General features: G+C 56.5%; 20 protein-coding genes and 1 tRNA gene. 13 read left to right on the forward strand and 8 right to left on the reverse strand.

Going from position 1 to position 21,820, the window contains the following annotated elements:
- Window positions 1-493 precede the first annotated feature (493 nt).
- The 4 genes from I9185_RS17425 (at window position 494) to I9185_RS17440 (ending at window position 4,409) form a co-directional block, all read left to right on the forward strand.
- Complete coding sequence (locus I9185_RS17425; RefSeq protein ID WP_209835343.1) at window positions 494-1,243, forward strand: carboxyltransferase domain-containing protein; 750 nt, start codon at window positions 494-496, stop codon at window positions 1,241-1,243.
- On the forward strand, window positions 1,240-2,238 hold the full coding sequence (locus I9185_RS17430) for a biotin-dependent carboxyltransferase family protein (protein ID WP_210093699.1): 999 nt from the start codon (window positions 1,240-1,242) through the stop codon (window positions 2,236-2,238). The genes I9185_RS17425 and I9185_RS17430 overlap by 4 nt, the downstream gene beginning before the upstream one ends.
- Window positions 2,239-2,250: 12 nt before the next feature.
- Complete coding sequence (locus I9185_RS17435) at window positions 2,251-3,012, forward strand: 5-oxoprolinase subunit PxpA (RefSeq protein WP_210093700.1); 762 nt, start codon at window positions 2,251-2,253, stop codon at window positions 3,010-3,012.
- Between the two features lie 149 nt (window positions 3,013-3,161).
- On the forward strand, window positions 3,162-4,409 hold the full coding sequence (locus I9185_RS17440) for a hypothetical protein (RefSeq protein ID WP_171637978.1): 1,248 nt from the start codon (window positions 3,162-3,164) through the stop codon (window positions 4,407-4,409).
- Window positions 4,410-4,466: 57 nt separating this feature from the next.
- Here I9185_RS17440 and I9185_RS17445 read toward each other — a convergent pair whose 3' ends face one another.
- A complete protein-coding gene (locus tag I9185_RS17445; protein WP_210093701.1) occupies window positions 4,467-5,861 on the reverse strand; it encodes a D-alanyl-D-alanine carboxypeptidase family protein in 1,395 nt (464 codons plus the stop codon).
- A 279-nt stretch (window positions 5,862-6,140) separates the two neighbouring features.
- Window positions 6,141-6,842 carry an HAD family hydrolase gene (locus tag I9185_RS17450; protein ID WP_210093702.1) on the reverse strand — a complete coding sequence of 234 codons (702 nt, stop codon included), beginning with the start codon at window positions 6,840-6,842 and terminating at the stop codon, window positions 6,141-6,143.
- 93 nt (window positions 6,843-6,935) lie between these two features.
- Here I9185_RS17450 and clpS point away from each other — a divergent pair, with 93 nt between their 5' ends.
- The 4 genes from clpS to hemF are packed head-to-tail and all read left to right on the forward strand — an operon-like array spanning window position 6,936 to window position 10,012.
- Window positions 6,936-7,277 (forward strand): ATP-dependent Clp protease adapter ClpS, encoded by a 342-nt coding sequence (clpS, locus tag I9185_RS17455; RefSeq protein ID WP_152456986.1) that lies wholly within the window; start codon window positions 6,936-6,938, stop codon window positions 7,275-7,277.
- 42 nt (window positions 7,278-7,319) lie between these two features.
- The gene (locus I9185_RS17460) at window positions 7,320-8,285 is read left to right on the forward strand and encodes a class I SAM-dependent methyltransferase (RefSeq protein ID WP_210093703.1); all 966 of its coding nucleotides are present in this window, start codon (window positions 7,320-7,322) and stop codon (window positions 8,283-8,285) included.
- Between the two features lie 36 nt (window positions 8,286-8,321).
- Window positions 8,322-9,122: an SDR family oxidoreductase gene (locus tag I9185_RS17465; protein WP_210093704.1), complete on the forward strand. Its 801-nt coding sequence runs from the start codon at window positions 8,322-8,324 to the stop codon at window positions 9,120-9,122.
- Window positions 9,123-9,127: 5 nt separating this feature from the next.
- Window positions 9,128-10,012, forward strand: coding sequence for an oxygen-dependent coproporphyrinogen oxidase (gene hemF / locus I9185_RS17470; RefSeq protein ID WP_210093705.1), 885 nt, complete (start codon window positions 9,128-9,130; stop codon window positions 10,010-10,012).
- Between the two features lie 3 nt (window positions 10,013-10,015).
- On the opposite strand, the gene I9185_RS17475 is transcribed toward hemF, so the two are convergent.
- Window positions 10,016-10,423 (reverse strand): hypothetical protein, encoded by a 408-nt coding sequence (locus tag I9185_RS17475; RefSeq protein ID WP_210093706.1) that lies wholly within the window; start codon window positions 10,421-10,423, stop codon window positions 10,016-10,018.
- 185 nt (window positions 10,424-10,608) lie between these two features.
- Between I9185_RS17475 and I9185_RS17480 the strand changes: the two genes are divergently transcribed.
- Window positions 10,609-11,121, forward strand: coding sequence for a toxin-activating lysine-acyltransferase (locus I9185_RS17480; protein ID WP_210093707.1), 513 nt, complete (start codon window positions 10,609-10,611; stop codon window positions 11,119-11,121).
- Window positions 11,122-12,048: a Hint domain-containing protein gene (locus tag I9185_RS17485; RefSeq protein ID WP_210093708.1), complete on the forward strand. Its 927-nt coding sequence runs from the start codon at window positions 11,122-11,124 to the stop codon at window positions 12,046-12,048.
- A 2-nt stretch (window positions 12,049-12,050) separates the two neighbouring features.
- Here the strand turns inward: I9185_RS17485 and modC are convergent, their stop codons facing one another.
- From modC to modA, 3 genes are read right to left on the reverse strand one after another with little or no spacing between them, the layout of a single operon-like run.
- The gene (gene modC, locus I9185_RS17490; protein ID WP_210093709.1) at window positions 12,051-13,151 is read right to left on the reverse strand and encodes a molybdenum ABC transporter ATP-binding protein; all 1,101 of its coding nucleotides are present in this window, start codon (window positions 13,149-13,151) and stop codon (window positions 12,051-12,053) included.
- On the reverse strand, window positions 13,148-13,840 hold the full coding sequence (gene modB / locus I9185_RS17495; RefSeq protein ID WP_152456975.1) for a molybdate ABC transporter permease subunit: 693 nt from the start codon (window positions 13,838-13,840) through the stop codon (window positions 13,148-13,150). The genes modC and modB overlap by 4 nt, the downstream gene beginning before the upstream one ends.
- A 5-nt stretch (window positions 13,841-13,845) precedes the next feature.
- Complete coding sequence (gene modA, locus I9185_RS17500) at window positions 13,846-14,625, reverse strand: molybdate ABC transporter substrate-binding protein (protein ID WP_245223627.1); 780 nt, start codon at window positions 14,623-14,625, stop codon at window positions 13,846-13,848.
- A 294-nt stretch (window positions 14,626-14,919) separates the two neighbouring features.
- Between modA and I9185_RS17505 the strand changes: the two genes are divergently transcribed.
- Window positions 14,920-14,995 (forward strand) — tRNA-Val (locus tag I9185_RS17505).
- 218 nt (window positions 14,996-15,213) lie between these two features.
- Here the strand turns inward: I9185_RS17505 and I9185_RS17510 are convergent.
- Window positions 15,214-16,206: a site-specific integrase gene (locus I9185_RS17510; protein ID WP_210093710.1), complete on the reverse strand. Its 993-nt coding sequence runs from the start codon at window positions 16,204-16,206 to the stop codon at window positions 15,214-15,216.
- 641 nt (window positions 16,207-16,847) lie between these two features.
- On the reverse strand, window positions 16,848-20,171 hold the full coding sequence (locus I9185_RS17515) for a hypothetical protein (protein WP_210093711.1): 3,324 nt from the start codon (window positions 20,169-20,171) through the stop codon (window positions 16,848-16,850).
- Between the two features lie 415 nt (window positions 20,172-20,586).
- On the opposite strand from I9185_RS17515, the gene I9185_RS17520 reads away from it, so the two are divergent.
- Together I9185_RS17520 and I9185_RS17525 are read left to right on the forward strand one after the other, a co-directional pair.
- Entirely contained in the window at window positions 20,587-21,300 is a 714-nt protein-coding gene (locus tag I9185_RS17520) for a ParA family protein (RefSeq protein ID WP_210093712.1), read from the forward strand.
- A 10-nt stretch (window positions 21,301-21,310) separates the two neighbouring features.
- On the forward strand, window positions 21,311-21,604 hold the full coding sequence (locus I9185_RS17525; RefSeq protein ID WP_210093713.1) for a hypothetical protein: 294 nt from the start codon (window positions 21,311-21,313) through the stop codon (window positions 21,602-21,604).
- Window positions 21,605-21,820: the final 216 nt, after the last annotated feature.

Genomic DNA, 21,820 nt, shown 5'->3' on the forward strand with positions numbered 1-21,820 from the left:
AGCGTAACCGCCGCTTCCGCCGCGTCCCAGCGCCTCAGCAGCGCCGGTGAAGGGGGTTCTAAGTATAACAAACAAATCCCGCAAGCGGAAAATGACGCCGCAGAGCATTTTTTTGAAAATTCTTAGATAACCATTTAAAAACAGCATATTACAAGCGTCGAAAGCTCACCTTTCCTGTGTCGGTCGGGACTCTCTCCATCGGATGGCCACGACACAACCCGGAAGACACAAGATGGCACTACTATATATAGGGAATCGACCGACACTGAACACAAGGCCGCGCGACTCAAGCCCGTGAATCGACTCGGGACTCTGCCAGAATCTGCATTGAAAACCCTAAAGGCCAGATTTCGAACTGCATCATGCCGAGGGGGTCTACATGATTCCGACCACACCTTGAGCGTGCCAACATTCTGAACACCAATCTTGAACATCCCACCGAGATGAGTTCTGGTCTGGGACATTCGTTTTCGACTTCTTCAGCGAGACAGGCATGACGCGTCACCTTACGTTCCCACTGGTCAGAACCGTCGGATTTGACGGAGCGCTTGTCACATTTGCGGACACGATGTCTGAGACAGCGAACCGAGCGGCGCTGGCCTTTCGATCTGAACTGGATCGGCTTCAATGGGCAGAGGTCACGGAATCTTCTGCCACGCTGGCCTCGGCATATGTCCGGTTCGATACGCAAAGCACCACCCACCAACAGATGCTGCACAAGCTTCAGGACCTCGTCGATCAGAAGGACTGGTACAGCACACCACTTCCAACAGGCCGCAGGCTGTGGCGAATTCCGACGGTCTATGGCACCGACCTTGCGCCCCAGCTGGACGATGCCGCTGCTGCTGCCGGTCTCGCGCCGGAAGAAGCAATACGGCGGCTTGGCCAGTCCCGCGTGCGGGTCTTGACGATAGGGTTCGCCCCCGGGCAACCCTACCTTGGGCCATTACCCCCCGAGTTCAATATTCCGCGGCTGCAAAACCTGACCCCCATGGTGCCCGAAGGCGCTCTGGTTCTTGCAATATCTCAGTTTGTCCTGTTTTCCGGGCCGACGCCAACCGGGTGGCGGCATGTCGGGCAGACGGCTTTTCGGTGTTTCCGGCCCGAGACGACCGAGGCATTCGCCCTCAAGCCTGGGGATGAACTGATATTCGAACCCATTTCCCGCGAAGACCTGGAACAAATCAGAGCCAAAAACGAAGATGGCACGGGCGGAGCAACCTGCGAGGAGATTGCGCCATGAGCCTGATCGTCCACCAGATCGGCCCGGCTTGCACCATCCAGGATCAGGGGCGCTCAGGTTATCTGGACCAGGGCCTGTCCCGGTCCGGGGCCGTCGATACACTGGCCCTTCATGAAGGCGCAGCATTGCTCGGCCAAAGCCCGGAACTTGCTGCGCTGGAAATGGCCGGAATGGGCGGCACGTTCGAGGCGGCACAGAACATGCGCATCGCATTGACCGGTGCGCAGATGCAGGCCAGCATTGATGGCAGCCCCGTGGCCTGGAATGCCTCGCATCACCTGAAGCCCGGACAACGGCTGGTCATCGGTGCGCTTCTGCAAGGCAATTACGGCTATCTTCATTTGGGGGGCGGTATCGATTCAGAGGTTTTTCTTGGATCTCGATCCGCGCACCTGACGGCACGGATCGGGCGAGCGGTGAAGCCGGGCGACCGGCTGACCTGTGGCGCGGAGGCAGGCGACGCTGGTTTGAAACTGCCCCCTTCCGAACGCTTCTCGGGTGGCGTTCTGCGTGTCGTCGCCAGCTTCCAGACGTCCTTGTTTGATGACGCAACGCTTGATCGGTTTGCGCGCACCTCATTCCATCGTGGCGCACGCGCCAACCGGATGGGGATGCAAGTCAACAGTGACGGCGACGGGTTTGCGGCCACTGGCCAACTGAACATCTTGTCCGAGGTTATTTCCCCGGGCGACATCCAGATGACCGGAACCGGAGACCCGTTCATCCTGCTGCCCGAATGCCAGACCACAGGAGGGTATCCCCGCATCGCGACCGTTCTGCCGAGCGATATGCCCCGCGCGGCACAGACACCCGCGGGCGGAGCGATCACGTTCGAATTTGTCAGCATCGAGCAAGCCACCGAATTGCACGCGGCATTCATGGCGGATCTTGCCCGCCTGCCCTCGAAAGTCGAAGCGTTGGTGCGTAACCCGCATGACATCCCGGACTTGCTGTCCTACCAATTGATCAGCGGAGTGATTTCTGCCACCGACTAAGGAGATGTGCCGATGCCAAGCGTCGATCTGAATGCCGATATGGGGGAAAGCTTTGGCCCATGGAAAATGGGCGACGACGAAAGCCTTCTGAAGATCATCACCTCGGCCAATATTGCCTGTGGCTTTCATGCGGGTGATCCGGATGTAATGGCATCGACAATGAAGCTGGCAGCCGAGAATGGTGTCGGCATCGGGGCGCATCCCGGGTTTCCCGACCTGCAAGGCTTTGGCCGCCGGAACATGAAGCTGTCTCAGGACACCCTCCGCAATCTGGTGCGGTATCAGTTGGGCGCAGCCATGGGCATGGCCAAAGCGGTTGGCACCAAAGTTCGTCATCTAAAGCTGCACGGCGCACTGGCCAATATGTGTTCGCTCGATGTCGATATGGCGCGGGCCTGCTATCAGGGCGCGCTGGACGTCGATCCCGACATCATCGTGATGGTTCTTGCCGTGACGAAACAAGAAGACGCCGTGCGCGAGCTGGGCTGCAAATGGGTGGGCGAGATTTTTGCCGACCGCGCCTACAATGACGACGGAACATTGATTGACCGCAGCCTGCCCGGCGCGGTGATCCACGACGCGGATGTCGCAGGACCTCGCATCCTGAACATGGTCCGCGAAGGCGCGATCATCACCGAAAGCGGCAAGCGGCTGGAAACATCGATCGACACAATCTGCCTGCATGGTGACGGACCAACTGCGGTGCAGATCGCCCGTTCTGTTCGTGAAAGCCTGATCGGGGGCGGTGTCGAGGTGACGAAATTCACCCGCTGAACATCATGGGTTAACGTCGGCAACCCAAATTCACGACTGTTGCCCGTACAGGCCTCAGCGCCTAGCATGGCGGGCAAACGCATATTCTGAATACTACAATTTCAAACAATGCCTTGACCCATGGCGGGCAAGAGCAAGGAGGTCGTGGAATGTCATTTGATCTGATGTCTTATCAGCCCCGGGGCGACAAGAAGAACTCGGACTTCTTCAACGAATACCTTCCGAAGATTTACGAACGCCGGACAAGCTCGGGCATTGCGGATCAGGTCGGCGCGATGCGGGCCATCATCATTCAGGTCGAACCCGACGCGGTGTTCGACACGATGGTCGAACTTTACGTGATGACACCCTATCGGCACACCGCCAGCTATCTGGGACGAACCCACAGAGTCTCGGTTCTGCATTCACATCCCGACTATCCTGCGCTGATCCTGATGGCGCCGCTCAGCCCCGGATTCGAAGACTTTATCCCCCGCATCAATCGCATGTATCCACTGGCGCGCAACACACCGCAGACGCGCTATGTAGGCGAGGTATTTGCTGCCTGTGATCTGGACGCGCTGACCCATGCACTTGAGGATCAGAACATACGTTTCGAATATCCCGGAGATACCGAGAACCCGTTCTACACATCGGACGGGTTCCGATTCACCACCCCGTCCGATTTCACCTGCAACCGCGTCGGGTATTCGACCCACGACTTTAACGACACCGACAGTCTGGGCCTTGGGGATCGCGTGTTACTGAGCGACACGGAACAGGCCCGTCTGGAACAGGCCGCCGCCTTTGGAACCGAAAGCAAAATCGCCCCGCTGATGCTGGGAATCGACCATCTTGCGACGCGGGTCCTGGCGGGCGAGCGCGAGGATGCGATCCTCGAGTTTCTGACCATGGTGCCCTATTATTTCTGGGGCGCTTACAACATATTCGACATGAACTCATCGACCAACGTGAACCGCAACGGCAATGTGGACGATGACAAAAAATCTCCGGCCAAGGTATTCACCGCAAACAACACGCCATCCTTCGTCAACTCCTTCGCCAAACTGCCGATGCCGACCGAGGATTTCGTGCGCAATTTTGGCCGTCGTCTGCACCACATGGCCGTCGAGATTCAGGATGGCGATCACGGCGCCGGGGAAAAGAACGTCGATTTCGTTGTGAACACTTTGAAGGACAAGGGTGTGCCGTTCCTGGCCCATGTGGTGGGCGAGTGCAAAGACGACCCGAACCTGAAACAGATCTTCTCGAAACACTCCAAGCACACCCTGCTGATTACCGAGTATATCGAGCGGTGCCACAAATATGATGGGTTCTTCACCAAGGACAATGTCGCCGCCCTGACAGCCGCCGCCGGACAGGACGAACAATACCAGCACGGTCACGTTTTCGATTGAAAAAAGGGCTGCGGAATACCGCAGCCCAGACCCATTCAGGAGAGAATATGCCGAACCTTATGATGGCCCGATCATGAAACAGGTGACGTTGCGGGCCTGCAAACGGCGACAGGCCAGATCCGCCTGTTCGCGGGTCATGCCCTGAAAGGTTGCGTCAAACCCGCGCGCGCTTTGGTTCACTTTGCGCAGCGTGCCTTCCAGTGTGGTCATTTCCGACAATGCGGTTTTCAGCAAAACCTTCTCGGCCTCATACCGCGTGGTATAGCGCCCCACATTGACCCCCCACAGGTGCCCACCTGACGAAGACAACCGAGTGACAACCTCCTGCTCAGGCTCTGGCTGCTTGGTGGAATCCGTCGAAGCCAGAACCAGATTGTCGGGGCGCAATGCCGGACGGGTATCGGATGTTTCCACCGGCGGTGCCGTTGGTGCGATATCCGCTTCGGCAATGGCCGCCGCGATCGCGCTGTTAATGCGGCCACGATTCTCATCAGCTGTCACAGCAACCGCGCTTGCGACTTGCGTCGACGCGGAGGGGCGCCGAACCGGGCGCAAACTGGATTTTGGCGCGCCGCTCACGCTGGCGACCTGCGTCCCGACACCCAATCCGGTATTTCCAGCATAGGCCGGTCGGGCAGGTTTGCGAATGGGCGCACGGGACGGGGCGCGGCGGAAACCCAAATCCAGAAGCTCGGCAACCTTGGCATTCCGAGAGGCGCCGGACTTTCCGCCGAAAACGGTGGCGATGATACGTTCATCCTTGCGTTTTGCCGATGCCACAAGATTGAACCCCGCCGCACGGGTGTAACCGGTTTTGATGCCGTCGGCGCCTTTGTAGGCCGCCAGCAGGCGACGGTTGGTGTTGGGAACGGTTTTGATCCCTGCATGCGTCGATTGACGCGAGAAAAGGTTATAGTATTGCGGATAGTCATACAGCAGATGCCGACCCAGCGTGGTCATGTCACGTGCGGTCGAAAGATGCCCCGCCTCGGTCAAACCATGGGCGTTCTTGAAGGTCGTGCGGCTCATCCCCATCGCCTTGGCGGTTCGCGTCATACGACGCGCAAAAGCTGCCTCGGACCCGCTGATGGCAATACCGATGGCCGTGGCAGCATCATTGGCCGATTTCACAGCAGCCGCGCGGATGAGATAGCGAAAAGCAATTGTCTGACCAGCGCGCAGGCCCAGCTTCGACGGTGGCTCGGCTGCCGCCTTTTTGGTGATCCGAACCGGGGTATCCAGAGTGATCTCACCGTTCCGCACCGCTTCGAACGCGATATAAAGCGTCATCATCTTGGTCAGCGATGCCGGGTGAAGCCTTGTATCAGCATTGCGCGAATGCAGAACCTCTCCGGTTCGGGCATCAATCACCATCGCTGCGTAAGGTGCCGCCATGGACCTGAGCGGCGCAAACGCCAGCACGCACAACACCACTATGAGAAAAAAGCCCATTCGGGCCGGAACTATCCGCCGAATCTGCACGATTTTTGCCTCTGTCTGCCTCGCGCCGCCGGGTATTCCCGGTCAGCAAAAATTATTTTATTATCGTAAACACTATCACAGAGACTTGGTGAAATAAACCGAAAGCTGAGCATTTCGCGGTTTCGTTAGGTTGCCTGAACTGGGCTATATCTAGACAAATACTGCCCAAAGCCCACCAGATGCGCGATTGAGGCAGAACTTGGTCAACACCCGGCAGGGTTTTCGTGGAACTGCGGCCAATAGGCAACATCACTTCAGGCTATGCACCAGATCGGCCAAACCGCCCAAATCCCTCAACTCCCGGAATCGGGGACTGTCGACCGGGGCTTCGGCATGCTCCACCTCCCAGACAAGGCCGTGCGGGACATGAACCCCCCAGCTTCCTGCCTGGATCGGAGCCACAACATCAGATCGCATGGAATTGCCAACCATCATCGCGCGCGCCGGGCCATCACCATGCCGCTCAAATATCGACCGGTAAGTTTCAGGGGTCTTTTCAGACACGATTTCCACTGCGTCGAACAGATCGCCCAGACCCGACTGGGCCAGTTTGCGTTCCTGGTCGATCAGGTCCCCTTTGGTAATCAAGACAACCCGGCACAAGCCTGTCATGCCTTCCACCGCGTGGCGGGCATGGGGCAACAGCTCGATCGGATAGGCCAGCATCTCTTGCCCGGCTTCGATCAATTGGCGAATGACCAAGGCCGGCACACGGTCATCCGTGACCTCGAGAGCGGTTTCGATCATCGACAGAACAAAGCCCTTGATGCCATAGCCATAGTGTCGAATGTTGCGCTTTTCGGCCGCCAGAAGCCGCTCCATCAGATGATCCTGGTCGGCATGATCGGCCAGCAGCTCGGCAAAATGCGCCTGCGTCAGCTGAAAAAAACGCTCATTGTGCCACAGCGTATCATCCGCATCGAAACCGATTGTCGTCAGCTTGTCAGTCATCTCGTTTACGTCCGCTTGCTCTTTTCACCGGCCATCCCCACGTTATATAAGCGCGAAGATAAACCCCAAAACTGAATCGGACAGTTGCCTACGATGCTGGAAAAGACCTGGATGATGTCTGACGAACCGGACGACGACAGCGACGCGTCCGTTCTGGTACAGACGCGCCCAAAAACCAAGCGTCCGCCTTTGTACAAGGTGCTGTTGCTGAACGACGATTACACGCCGATGGAATTCGTGGTTCATGTTCTGGAACGTTTCTTCGGCATGACCCATGCAGAAGCATTCGAGATCATGCTGACCGTGCATAAAAAAGGTGTGGCCGTCGTCGGGGTCTTCAGCCATGAAATTGCCGAGACCAAAGTTGGCCAGGTTATGGATTTCGCCCGCCGGCACCAGCACCCGCTGCAATGCACCATGGAACGCGAAGAATAAGGCTTTTCGCCTGACCCTCACACATATTTGCCGGAATTGCCCATGTCCCCTCGCCTGGAACTTGCATTGCAGAACGGCCTGTCGCTGTCGTCGCCCCTCAGCGTGATCTGCCCTGTTCCAACCCATGATCTGTCGGCGCTTCCCCATGCGGCGCAGGTGGTGCAGCCGTTCAAACCTTTTTATGACCATTTTGCCGCGCAGGGCTTTGACACGGTGCCCGAGGCAGAAAACCCTTGCGAGGATGCAATTGTGTTTTTGCCGCGGGCCAAGGCGCTTGCACGGGCGATGATCCATCTGGCCAGCTCACGAGCCCGCGGCGTTGTCGTGATCGATGGCGCAAAGACCGATGGCGTGGACAGCATTCTGAAAGATTTTCGCAAAAGGGTCTCGGTCGAAGGGCCTCTGTCCAAGGCACACGGAAAAATCTTCTGGTTTCAGGCTGACCCGCACAGCTTTGCAGATTGGGCTGCGCCAAAGACGCAGATCGTCGATGGGTACCACACGGCACCAGGTGTGTTTTCAGCGGACGGGATCGATCCCGCCTCGGCCATGTTGCTGAACGCCTTGCCTGCCAAGCTGGGGCCGCGCGTGGCCGATCTGGGTGCCGGGTGGGGGTATCTGACCGCAGAGCTTTTGAAGCGCGACAACCTTAAATCCGTGCATCTTGTCGAAGCAGACCACACGGCCCTTGCCTGCGCGCGCATCAACGCCTCTGACCCCAGGGTCCGGTTTTATTGGGCTGACGCCGTTACTTGGACGGCGCCAGAGCCATTGGACACGGTTGTAATGAACCCCCCGTTTCACACCTCACGCAGTGCCGACCCCACGCTGGGGCAGGGTTTCATCGCAGCAGCGGCACGCAATCTGACGCGCAACGGAACCCTATGGATGGTCGCCAATCGCCACCTTCCCTACGAAACCACTCTGAACGAACACTTCGCTCGGGTCGATGAAGCCGCCGGCGACAACCGGTTCAAGGTGTTTGAGGCCTCTCGCCCTCGGCGATAAGGCCAGCTAACCTGCCCCTAATTCAGGAGGATTCGGATGTCCTTTTCCATCGCAGGCAAGACCGCAATCGTTACAGGCGGGGCCAATGGCATCGGGCTGGCCATAGGTCGGCATTTCGCGGATGCGGGCGCAAATGTCATGTTCGCCGATATAGATGAAAAACGTCTGGTCGATGAGCTGGGGGAACAGGCAGAAGACGGCAATATTCGGTATTTCGCAGGCGACCTGCGTGAAAAGCTGACCATTGCCAATTTGCTGTCGGCAACACTGGATGCGTTTGATCAGGTGGATATTCTGATCAACGGCGCGCGCCAGGTGATCCAGTCTGATCCGCTTGATCCCGATGACGACTCGATGCGCACCTTGCTGAACCAGAACCTGATGCCCGCGCTGCGGCTCAGCCAGTTGGTCGCAAAGCGTATGATCAAACAGGCCGGGGATGACGATGAGAGCCCTTCCGGATCGATCATCAACCTGTCATCCATCGCGGCCCGCCGCACGCATCCCGACCTGATGGCCTATTCCGTGTCGACAGCCGCGCTGGACCAGATGACACGTTCACTGGCCGTGGCGTTGGCGCCGAACCGCATCCGGGTCAATTCGATTGCGCTCGGCTCGGTCATGAGTGCATCACTGCAATCGACACTGAGAGAGAACCGGGAATTCCGCGACGATATCGAAAAGCACACACCGCTTGCCCGTATCGCGTCGGCCACTGAATTGACGGAAACCGCGCAGTATCTGGCATCGGATGCAGCCGGATTCATCACCGGCCAGATCCTGACAATCGACGGCGGCCGCACATTGCTTGACCCTGTTGCCGCACCTGCGCATTGAGACCCATGTTCGAAACAGAAAAAAACACCGCCTCTGCCTGGTTCCGCCAATTGCGCGACGACATCGTTGCCGCATTCGAAGCATTGGAGGACAGCCACGACACCGGCCCGTTTTCAGACGCAAAGCCCGGCCGCTTTGAAGTCAAGGAAACCAAACGCCAGTCCGAGGACGGCTCTGACGCAGGGGGCGGTCTGATGTCCGTGATGCGCGGCGGGCGCGTGTTTGAAAAGGTCGGGGTCAATGTCTCGACAGTTTACGGGACCCTGGGCGAACGTGCACAACAGGCGATGGCAGCACGCAAAGGCATTCCCGGGATGACCGAAGACCCGCGTTTCTGGGCCTCGGGGATCAGTCTCGTGGCGCATATGCAGAATCCCCATGTCCCGGCGGTGCATATGAACACTCGGATGTTCTGGACCCCGCACGCCTGGTGGTTCGGCGGCGGATCGGATCTGAACCCCTGCATCGAATATGATGACGATACGGCGCATTTCCATGATACCCAAAAGGCTCATCTGGACCCGCATGGACCCGGACATTATCCACGCCTGAAAGAGTGGGCGGACGAATATTTCTATATCCCCCACCGCAAACGCGCACGCGGCGTGGGCGGTATTTTCATGGATGATTATTGCACCGGAGACTGGCAGGCCGATTTCGCCCTGACTCAGGATATCGGTCGGGCTTTCCTGCCCGCTTTCGTGCCATTGGTTGAAAAACGGCGCGCACAGGGTTTCTTGGACGCCGACAAAGACACCCAGCTGGTGCATCGCGGTCTTTATGCGGAATACAATCTGGTCTATGACCGCGGCACCAAGTTCGGACTGGAAACCGGACATGATCCGGACGCGGTTCTGATGAGCCTGCCACCATTGGCGAAATGGGTCTGACGCTCAGAACGTGTCCATGATGAAGTTGTCATAGCAGTAGTTCTGCGCCGACGACGCCGACATGTTGGCCCCGACTTTCCTGACGGTGATGGAATATCCCGGCTTGGTATCCGCCCCCGGCGGCGGGGTCAGCGAGAATTGCACGGTCCGGACGCCGGGTTCATAGGCGCGCCAGATATAGATCCGTTGGTTGTTTGGCACGCCCAGACTGCGGATCGCGTAATCCCCAATTCCACACCAATAATTCACGGGCGCTGAGGATCCGATGGCCTTGACCTCGTAGACACCGTCCGGCATCGGCGTGATTTCCGTACGGAATTGCGGCCGAACGGACAGGCCGAAACCGACAGCCTCGGCCATCGCAGGTATCGATAAAAGCACGGCAGTAGCCAGAGTCTTGAATGAACGCATAATCCAGGTATCCCGAAACAAGGGTCCGATACCAATAGCATAGTCGGGACGACCTGCGAGTAAAGCAGGACAGGCCAACGAGCCGGCAACACTGACCACATCAAAGAATTTATTCTACCCATATTGCAGGAAAGCAGTACACTCGCTGTAGACTTTTGGTTCCCGTTACACTGTTGGGCATCTCTTTGAGCAAGACGTTTCCAAAAGACTGGTTCGACTTCACGCCGGAAAAATATGCGGATCTGGGCGCTATGTTCTATCTGGCGGGTTTGACGAAAACACATCAGAAACGCAGTCTGGCACAGGTTTTGTACGCGTTCGAAACTCCGTTTCGCCTGGGCCAGTACCATATCTTCCGGCAGCACGGATTCCCTCGTGGTTTTGTCACCTTCGCCGGGCTCAACCCCGAAGCCGAGTTCCGTTATGCGGTGAAAGAAAAACCCCTTTCCGACACGGACTTCACCAGCGGATCATCCTTCTGGATCATTGATCTTGTGGCTCCGTTTGGACAGACCAGCCAAATTGTTGATATCCTCAAGCAGGAAATCCCGCACCCGCGTGTGCGCACCAACCGGATGGACAGTGACATGACACGCAATCGCATCGTCGAATGGACGCGGGATGAAGCGGGCGAGGTTCACATGCGCCTGTATCGCAAGAAGGAATTTGAACGCGTGTTGCAGCAAAGCGAGGGTTAATTGGTTTCGGTTCCGATCACAGGTGAACTGACCGGGGATGTGACTGGTTTTCCACCCAACGTTGAGACGGGGCAACCCACTCTGGACAATGGAAACTTCAATCCGGTCACGCAAACCTGGACGATTGCGGCACAGCCCGCCAACGGAACCGCTTCGATCGACCCGAACACAGGAGAGTGGACCTATACCGTCGACCCGACATTTTTCGATGGTCTCGACAAAGGCGAAGTCGTCTTCGATTCTTTCTTCATCAGCATCTCGGGTACAACGCAAGCCGGCCCATTCACCCTTCCATTCACCGGCACACCGGACCCGGTTGAAGTGATCATCAGGATCGAGGGCGTCTGTTTTGCGGCCGGAACTCTGATCGAGACTGAAAGCGGCCCGCTTGCGATCGAAACGCTGCAAGCAGGTCATAAGGTGGCCACTGCCGATCACGGTCTACAACCTATCCGCTGGATCGAAAGCAGCAGGATTCCACCCGAACGATTATGCGATGAACCTGCTTTGCGCCCCGTTCGTATCTCGGCGGGCAGTCTGGGGCCGAACGAACCCTCACGTGACCTTCTGGTGTCGCAGCAGCACAGGATCCTGGTCAAAGGCCCGAAGGTCGAACTGCTTTTCGGCGCATCCGAAGCCCTGGTTGCCGCCAAACACCTGTGCGGATGGCCCGGCATCTGCATCGATACATCGGTTCAAACGGTCGAATATCTCCACGTCCTGCTGGACCGGCATGAGATCCTGAACGCCGAGGGCGCGCAGGCCGAGAGCCTGTTTCTGGGGGAAGAGGCCCTTTATTCGCTGTCCTCTGAGGCATTGCGGGAACTGGCTTCGATATTCCCCGACAGACCGACCTCGGGTCGCACCGGGTTCGGGCGCGCGGCTCGCCTGATACTGCGCGAACACGAAGCCCGCGCCCTCGCCTGAGCCTAGCTGCCGGCCACAATGCGCCCGCCGACATCCTGCGGGGCCAACGCAACCGTCTTGATTACGGCATAACATGTGCTGCCCGGTTTCAGGTTCAGGGCCGCAACAGAGCGACGCGTAACCCGCGCAAGCACATTGCCCGCCGGGGTCTTTACGGACACGATGGCACCCGGCCCCTCGCCCGACCGGATCGTATCCACGGTCCCGGCCAGCACGTTCAGCGCCGAAAGCCCCTCGGGTTTGTTGTTCGACAGGATCACTTCCTGTGCGGGTATTCGAATACGCAAGTTTGCCCCGACCTCATGCGCGATTCGAGGCAGAAAGAGCCGCGCGCCATTGGCGTTCAACTCTGTCAGCCCGTCGGAATGATGCTTTGCAACCTGAACTTGCAACACGGCCCCGACGGCGCGAATTCCCGCAGGAGCCACTGACGGGTCGGCAAGCATTTCGGATGCGGGCCCGTGACGAACGGCCTTGCCATCCTGCAACGCAACAACGGATGTTGCCAACCGGGCCACTTCGGCGGCAGAGTGGGTCACATAGAGGATCGGAACCGAGACCTCGTCCCTGAGACGCTCGAAATAGGGCAGGATTTCCGCTTTTCGCTCATCATCCAGTGCTGCCAACGGTTCATCTGCAAGGATCAACCGCGGGCTTGCCAACAAGGCCCGCCCGATGGCGACGCGCTGTTTCTCACCGCCTGACAACCCGGCAGGTCTGCGGTCCAGCAGATGACCGATGCCCAGCATGTCGATGACCCTGTCGGGGTCTTCGCGGCGTGTGTTTTTCGGCGCAAACCAACGCCCATAGGCAAGGTTCTGGCGCACGGTCAGATGGGGGAACAGCCGCCCTTCCTGAAAAATATATCCCAATCGACGCCGATGCGGCGGCAGCCACAGGCCCTGTTCCGTGTCGAACAGAACCCAGTCATCTACTGCCACACGGCCCGCCTGGGGCCGCAGCAACCCTGCCACGGCATTGACGATGGTGGTCTTGCCCGATCCCGAGCGCCCGAACAGCACCGTCACGCCCTGTGGCGCATCAAAACTGACATCCAGATCGATCCCCGACAGATGGTGGTGCAACCGAACAGACAGGCTCATGATCCGGCCACCCGAGCTGCAGCACGCCGCCCCACATACTCCGACAGCAACAACGCGCTCATTGCGATGACGATCGATATCAGAACCAGCCGCGTCGCGGCTGCCTCGCCGCCTGGGACCTGCAAAAAGGCGTAGACAGCCGAAGGCAACGTCTGCGTCTGACCCGGGATGTTGGACACGAAGGTAATCGTCGCACCAAATTCACCCATGGCCTTGGCGAAGGCCAGAATAGCCCCGGCTATGACACCCGGTAAAATCATCGGCAAGGTCACCGTACAAAACACCATCGGACGCGACGCGCCCAGAGTTGCCCCGGCCTGTTCCAGCTTCGGGTCCACCGCTTCGATCGACAAACGTATCGCCCGGACCATCAAAGGGAAGGCCATGATCCCGGCGGCAAGGGCCGCGCCTGTCCAGCGAAAGGCCACTACGATCCCGAACTCGGCCAGAAGCCGGCCCAGCGGCCCTTGAATGCCAAAAGTCAGCAACAGCAGGTATCCGGTGACAACCGGCGGCAGGATCAAAGGCAAATGCACCAGACCGTTCAAAACCTGCCGTCCGGGAAACCGCCAACGTGCCAGAGCATAAGCGACAAATATCCCAAACGGCAAAGTCGCCAGCGTCGCCCAAAAGGACACGCGCAATGAAAGCTTCAAAGCTTCTGCTTCGGCAGGCCCCAACCAATCCAAGGCAATCACCTGACCGGCAGGGTAAATCCCTGCTCCAGAAATACAGCCGTGGCTGCATCCGTTTTCAGGTGTTCAAGAAAGGCGTGTGCTCCTTCTTTTGCATTGAGGGTCAGTGCCGCAGGGTAAATTATCGGTGGATGCAGATCGGCAGGGAATGTCGCAACGACTTGGACCCTTTCTTCCACCCTGGCATCTGATTGGTACACGATCCCAAGCGGCGCGGCCCCTGCCGCCACCAGAGCCAGCGCAGCGCGCACATTGTCGGCCTGCGCCACCTGTGTCCGCACAGCCTCCCACTGGTTCAGACTTTGCAAAGCAGCTTTGCCATAGATACCGGCAGGCACCGCGTCGACCAGTGCCATGGCCAGATAGCCGTCTTTCAAGTCCGCCTTGAGGTCATATCCGGGCTGGATCTCACCCACTTGCGCATGATCTTCAGCCCCGATCAGAACCAGGCCGTTGCCCAGCAGATCAACCCGAGAGTCTGCCCGGATCAAACCGTCCTGCTCCAACACATCCATCCAATCCGTATTGGCGGAGACAAACACATCCACGGGCGCGCCGTGCTGAATCTGCCGGGCGAGGACCGACGACGCCGCATAGGAAACGGAAACGCTCTGACCGGTCTGCTTTTCGTACCCTGCAACGATTTCATCCAATGCGGTCTTGAGGCTGGCCGCTGCAAAGACCAGAATGCCTTCTGCACCGGCCTGAATCGGGGCCAGCGCCGTCATGCCAAGGACCAATGCCACCATCCAAAATCGGCGGGCGAAGGATAGGGTCATGTACACTCCCGACCGGTTTGCTTCAGTCTCTCTGGGGATATCGGACGTCACCGGTGGCGCGCAAGCGCCTTTGGCCATTTACACATGATGGGTCGCAGGTTGAGCAAGGCGGTTTCCATCGATCCGTCTTAAAATGTGCTGCCCACCTTCCAGCCCGAGAGGCGCCCCGAACGCCCGCCTGTTCGGCCTACTGCTGACAATATGCCCCGTTGGACGGCCGCCAGCGAAGGAACGCAAGAAAATCTTCCAGACCCTCTTGCACCTGCCCGCAGGCTTGGCTAAATGCAGCATCACGGGTGATTAGCTCAGTTGGTAGAGCGCTTCGTTTACACCGAAGATGTCGGGAGTTCGAGTCTCTCATCACCCACCATTATTTTCCTCTACAATCAACAATTTCAGGTGTCGTGCCAAAAATCTTCCGAAGCGTATGCAAAGTTCAATGAACTTTTTGCTCGGCTCCGCCATTATTTAGCCAACAGAGAGCTATCGGCTGCGCTATTCAAGAAAACAATCTTCTTTCGGAGAAAAGCCAAAAGCCCGCCACATAAAGCGCAGCGGACTTGAGCCATCAAGATGTCTTTCTCAACGTCAGGAATCGTCTAGAAAATCCAGAGCAGTAGCGGCTGACGCAAGGTGCTCTGGTTGGAAACGTGCATAGATTTTCTTGGTGATGTGAATATTCGAATGCCCTAGGAAGTCAGATACTTTTTCGATAGTTTCTCCGGCTTCGAGCATCTGAACAGCAACTGTGTGTCGGATTTGATGAATGTTAACACCTTGAATCTCTGCGCGTTTTAATGCGCTGTAGAAACCGGTTCTCATCGATTTGATCGCTGCACCGTTGTATTCAACGACCCAGTCGGTCTGCCGAGCGGCGTACGCCTCTTCGAGTGCGGTCCGCGCCATTTTGTTCATTGGCACGATTGCACGCCCCTTTCGGGTCACACCATCATCGAGACGCAGGTCAATCGTTCCGCGACGGAAATCGATGTGCTTCCACTGGCGGTCCAAAACAGCGCCGACTCTGGCTCCTGTTGCAAACAGAAGAATAACCGCGAGTTTCTGGTGGGGTGCCGCACAGTTGTTGATAAGTTTCCTAATTTCACTCCGAACCAATGGGCGAATATCTGAATCAGGTTTCGATGGAAGTTCGATATGAGGAGCTTTTTCAACCAAGCCATTGCTGTCAGCCCACAACAAGGCGCTTCTGAGATGACCGAGCTCCGTCCAAACAGTCCCGACCTTGCGTCCTTCTTTAAGACGACTTTTCGTGTAGTCCCGCGAGTCTTGGATTTTAATGATTTCGACTGTCATGCTTCCAAAATGAGCTTTGATCGGTTTACCTGTGTAGCGCATTGTCTTCGACGTCGGTTTATCACCCAAGTACTCGCGGTATTTTTCCCAGATTTCCGAAACTGTAAGTTTGGAAGAACCAATGGATTCCTTCATGTACCGCAAGCGACCTTCGGCCTCCGCCTCTTTTCGTGTGCGTGCCTTAAGTTGATAGCGTCGCCGCTTTCCAGTTTCTTGCCAGGAAACGCAGTAACCGCCTCTAAGTCTGCCGATTGTAATTTCTTGCATTGTTCGATTGCCTCAACTTCTGTTCTTGGAATTCTGAATAGTTTACCGATTTTGAAATGTTCGATTTCGCCCGCGCTGCACATTTGACGTACTTTCGTAGCGCTAATCTGCCAGCGCCCTGCGAGCGTTTCTGGGGTAAAAGGTATTGGCGTCTCTGAAGTAAGCGGTCGCTCCAAACACGCCTTATTTGCCTGTATCATTTTCTTAGTTGTTACCTCTTTAAGTTACAGGCTCACCTTACATGGTGTCGGAAATCGAATCCTTTATAGCAGGTTAAAGAAACCGGAATTTTGGACTACAAATGTCACTTGGCTGCTAGGTACAGCCGGATGACGCGACCTAACCTGACCTTGGTGCTTGGACATCACCTATTTGCCGATGCCCAAGGCAATTTCGCGTGTTGCTCAAACTCACAAATAGCGGTTTATCAAGGCATACAACGGCCATCTCCACCTAGAACACATGAACGCATCATAGTTCCTGCCCATGGTCGAAGCACGCACCAGGATCAATGCTAGGACAAGGCTACTCTTCGAGTTGCTGGAATTAACGGCCATCCCATTCCCACCGCAGAGTCCGCGCCAGCTGCGCAAATTTTTATGTTGCCTGACCATGGAGACAGACAACACCTTCGAAACCCGTCATGGGAGATCGGTTCTCAAAACCTGAAACTTGGCCAGCGGCCCGGTCAGCACTTCCAGTCGAACGCGGGCATTGGCCTCGCCCGCAAACACGGCTGCCGTTCTCCTTCTCGATTTCCGACCCGACGGTGTCTCTGGCCAAAACGCCACATGGAGCGGGCACTTTCCGTCAAATCCCCCTTCGTAGATAAATCTACATGGGTCTTTTGACATTTCTTTCGCGGGGGGGAGGTCGGTGGCCGCTAGCTGTTTGGATGCCCATATGTGTGGCATGTATTTGGCGCAGTCGGTTGGCGAAAGAAACACGACGGCATGCCTTGCAATCGCTTGGGCGACCCGGCTCCCTCCCTTTTTGAACGTACGCCATGGCTCAATTCTGTCGACTGTGGCATCCACAACCACGGGTGAAAGCAAGATGACTTGCTTCGGTTTTGGATTGTGAATAAGCCGAGCCCGATCCATCGCTTGCTCAATTTCTGCTTCTCGGATCTGCCGGAGAACCCGATCCCCCCAGGGGTCGCCGTGCACTTTAACTTCGGTTGAATGAACGTTCTTCTTTGTCCGGATTCCCCGTGTGGCGGTCACATAGTCTCCTGGGGAAAAATCATCACCCGCGGCTGCGGCATAGGCTCGCGCGGTTGCTTCCAAGTCATCCAAAGGTGGTTGCTCCCTACCAATGATAATGACGGACTCATGGTGCTCCCATCTGTTCTGACCACGCAGAGCTCCGAAGTGGCCGGCTCGCTCTGGATCCGAAATCGCAAGCGACTTGATGACACTGCGGTTGCCAAAAACGGCGGCATTCGGGTAGCGTGAAGTTACTTCTTCCAACCACGACTTCAGCCTTTGGTTTTCGCTCAGGATCTTTGGAGTCAGTTTCTGCCTTCCTTGGGTTTCATCACACAGGCGTCGCTTGGCGAAATTGCATCCCAAGACCTGCGTGATCTCGGCATGGCGCTCAACAGGATATCTATGGCAGTCTAAATCTGCACCAAATGCAATCCGTGCCATGTCAGGATCGGCCGTTCCATCGAGATAGAGAAAAGGGACCTCTAGCCCATGTTTCAACTCCTTTACCCTGACTGCGGAAATACCAGGTTCCCACACGCGGTTGTTAGGGTTTGGTACTCGTTTAAAGACGGAAACAGCCATTTCGTGCTCCCGTTCGATTTCCTGCCGCAGGCATTCAAAAAGGAACCGGAGTCGGTGGACTGGGCTTACTACGGAGCTTTTCAATTGCGCCGTCAAAAGCGAGAGATCCGTATGCGACGCTTCTGCGGTTCTGCCCCCAAAAGTTTTGCCTAGGATCCGCAGAATGTTATTTGGCTTGAGGGTCTCCAAATCCGCGATGGCTTGATCCAGGATCTCCCGCGTCACACCCGAGCTCCGAAGCATCATGAGAGATAGGCCTGCCGAGGCACCCGCTGCTCCAAGGAGAGCCCGTTTGATCGGTTGGATGGCCCTCTCCTGAACGAACAAGGACTCGCCAACCTCTTCATCGCGATATTCTCGCGACCGCGCGAGTCCGCGCAGAGGCGGAATGATAGCCTCCTCCAGCTCCCGAAGGCTTACATGAACTTCCTCGACCGCAAAGTCCCTCGGCCGCTCGTCAAAAACCACAAGATCAGGCTTGGCTTCCCCCGGCAGCGGGAGATAGGCGAACTCGTGGGGGGCGAAGATCACCAAGCCAACTTTTCCCTTAAGGTGGTGTTTGATGTCCGCTTCTTGTCGTAGGTATCCGCAATCGGTTTGAAACGGGCACTTCTTGCAAAGAGTCGAGCGAACCGGCACCCCGTGTTCAGACAATTGTTGCGCTGTTACATTTGCTCGACACATGGTGGTCGAGCTGTCATTTGTAGCCGGATCCGGCCTGTTACGCCCCCTCAAGACTACGGCTGGTGGCGAACCAGAAGGCGCGTATTCCAGGTAGTCCGCCAAGGCTGCTTCAGCTTTTTCGTGACTTGGCAAAAGCATGAGCGAGACCAATCCGTGCGTGCTGTGCAGAAATCCTGGATTATCACTTCGCCCCACCAGAAAGGCCGTTTTGCCTATACCTTGGGCACCGGCGAGCAAAGCACGGGGCGCCGTCTTGGTACGTGGGTGATCCCAGCCTTTCCAAGCTTTTCCATGAAAAGCCAAAGCTTGTATTCCCCAGTTTTCCAAGACCCTGGCGTGCCTCGAAATTGCATCTTCCCTAGAAAGCACCGGTGCCGGATAGAATGGCTCCTTGACCAATGCGGGAGCAACCGAGCTGATGGGGCGACCTATACCGGTTTTCAGGCCATTTTCGACTACCTCGTCGGCTCTGGCGTAACCCGTCGATTGGGCGGCGCTCAGAAGTGCGCTTCGGGCATTGCTCAACACAATCTCGCCGCCTGCTACATAGCCACCGATCAGCTGCGCCTGATTGAATATTTCGGGGTTGGACGCCCCCTTTTTGCGGATCTGTTCACAAGCTTTGGACAGCAACTCTTGTCCTTGCCTGGAAGTCACTTCCTGATTTTTGGCAGGTTGTTTTTGGTGAACCTTTGCTTTTCCAGTGCTCGCTGGCTTTAGATTGGCAAGCCTTCCCTTTCCTTGGCTTGGGAAGGAAATCCTTGACGTGTCCAGCCTTTCCTTCGTCCCCTTGATGGTCCCTGACCGCGGGAGGCCATTCAAAGGATCTTCAACGCTATCGAAAATCGGGTTGGCCGAATAATTCGGTTGAGCGATTGATGCGAGAGACGTGTCACTACCGACAAGTTGGAATAGGTGCCGGCGTTCAAATGCGTGAAGCGGACGGTCTGCAAGGCACCAGAAATGAAATTTGGCCAGGTGCTTTTTACCAGGTATCGCTGCGCTGGACGACGCTTGCCAGACTACAGACACCTCTTTCAATGTGGGGAGGCGGCCGCAGACTTGATCCCAAGTCCACTTCGCCAAGACCGCCGGATCCTCCCATCCGAGGTGATCCGGTTTCAAAAGATCGTCGACGTCGAAGTGCAATAAAGCGCTGCCTGAATCTTCCAGGGTTGCCGGGCTATCCTCTCTGTGATGCGCTAGCCTGCGGATGCTCGTTTGGTCGCGGTATTCCGCTTTGACGGCTCCCATCACGATAACTTTGCATGGTTCTGTCGCTAAGCTTCGGATGAGACTAGCCAGGTCGTCGAAGCCCTGGATTTCGGTTTCAGTCGGTTGAAAGAACTTTGCCCTGCTGCTTCTATCGACTCCGCGTTGGTGGAACCTCTTGGTTTGTGGTCTGTTGTTTGGTGCCTTCAGGATCGTAATCCTGATTGGACTGGTACTGTCAGTTGACCTAATCGCTGTTTCGGCTTTCTCTATCATCTTCTTTCTCCCGGAACCGCGAGGTCGGGGAGAGATCAATTCTTCGGTTTGCGAATATCATTTGCTTCAAAGTCACTGCTCGGTTCCGGCCATTGCGGCTCTCAATATTGGCCAGCGAAATTGCTGACGGACGCAGTGTTCGGAGAAAGGGTTTCGCTGAGATTTAACGAGCGAGCTCCACCATCGAGTGTTCAGAGTTCGTTAATCTTTGACGACGGCGAGGCCAGTCCTGGGCAACTCATTGTTTGGAGTTGCAATCTTAGTCATTCATTGGAAAGCCAAGCCTTGGCTTGGCCACGCAAGTCTTTCCGTGACACGGCTGGCCTATCCATTCCAAGACGTGGTTTCTCATGACTTGCCAACCGAAGGCTGAGCAAGGATTTCTTAAACCTTTCCGAAAGGCCGATCTGCAAGAATGAATTCAGGCAAAATAAGGAGTTACCAAGTGTCTGTTATTTCATTTCTTTCGCCCAAAGGTGGGTGTGGCAAGTCGACCGCATGCGCGTTGATTTCACAAGAGTTTTCGCGGCTGGATTTGTCCTCGGTCATCCTGGACACCGATCCAAAACGCTGGTTGTCCAGTTGGGCAAACCTGAAACCGCTAAATTCGAATATCAAAGTTCGACAAGTTGATCAGGAGGATCTTACCGACGAGGTCTTCCAGGCCGCCCTGGAAGCAAGCTTTGTTTTGGTCGACGTCGAGGGTTCCAGTGACGCCAGCCTCATTGACGCCGTGTTGGTATCCGATTTCGTAGTTGTGCCTTGCCGCGCAAGCCGGATGGACGCGTTGGGTGCGGTGCAGGTTCTCAAGCAAGTCCGCCAGAAAAGCCAAGTCCTCCGCCGCAGCATCCCCGCAAGCATTCTGCTCAATCAAACGGAACCAGGCGCGGTTGAGTTCAGAATTACCGGGGCCATCAAAACTATTCTAGAGGAAGCAGGCGCACCGATCATGAGAACGCAGCTGGCGGCACGGCCAATTTTTCAGGCAATGATGAGCCTGGGAGGAGACTATCTTGATCTGCCCCGCGAGTTTCAAGGGTCATCACCAAAAACGGCTCAAGCCAATGCGTCAGCATTGGCGAACGAATTGCTTCTGACGGCATTCACCAACAATCACGAAGCGGCATGAGGGGGCGCAAATGACCAAGGAAGCAAAAATTGCGGCTGTAGGCAGCATTTTGGAAGATGCAGTTCAGGACATGCAGTTTGAGCGCAAGAGACCGGTGTCGCCGTCGCAGCTGAAGCTGGAACAGATGAGCCCCAGCCGACGGAGGGCCGCGCTCAGGACAAAGACGTTCACAGCAGATGTGAACCCGCAACTGTATGCCGCATGGGACGACCTGCGCGAGGGCAAGGAGCTGACGGTCGTCCGGGCTCTAGAGCTATCCTTGATCGCCTTCCTGAAAGCAAATGGACAAGAGTTCGAACTGTGAATTCATCCTCCGGCGCTTTTCTGCGACGGAGGAAACAGCCTTGTCTTGATTTCTGTTCGAGGTCAAATTTCTCTGCCAAACCAACGAACAAACCTTTTTCATGACGAGGCAATCAGAATGACACCAGAACAGAAGGTCATGTATTTAGTATCCTCGGGCATCTGAGCAGGAATGACTATTCGGATGCCCGCAAATACGAAGGCGCGGGCCAGGTCT

It is taken from the genome of Ruegeria sp. HKCCSP346 (assembly GCF_017872595.1).
Classification (GTDB): domain Bacteria; phylum Pseudomonadota; class Alphaproteobacteria; order Rhodobacterales; family Rhodobacteraceae; genus Ruegeria.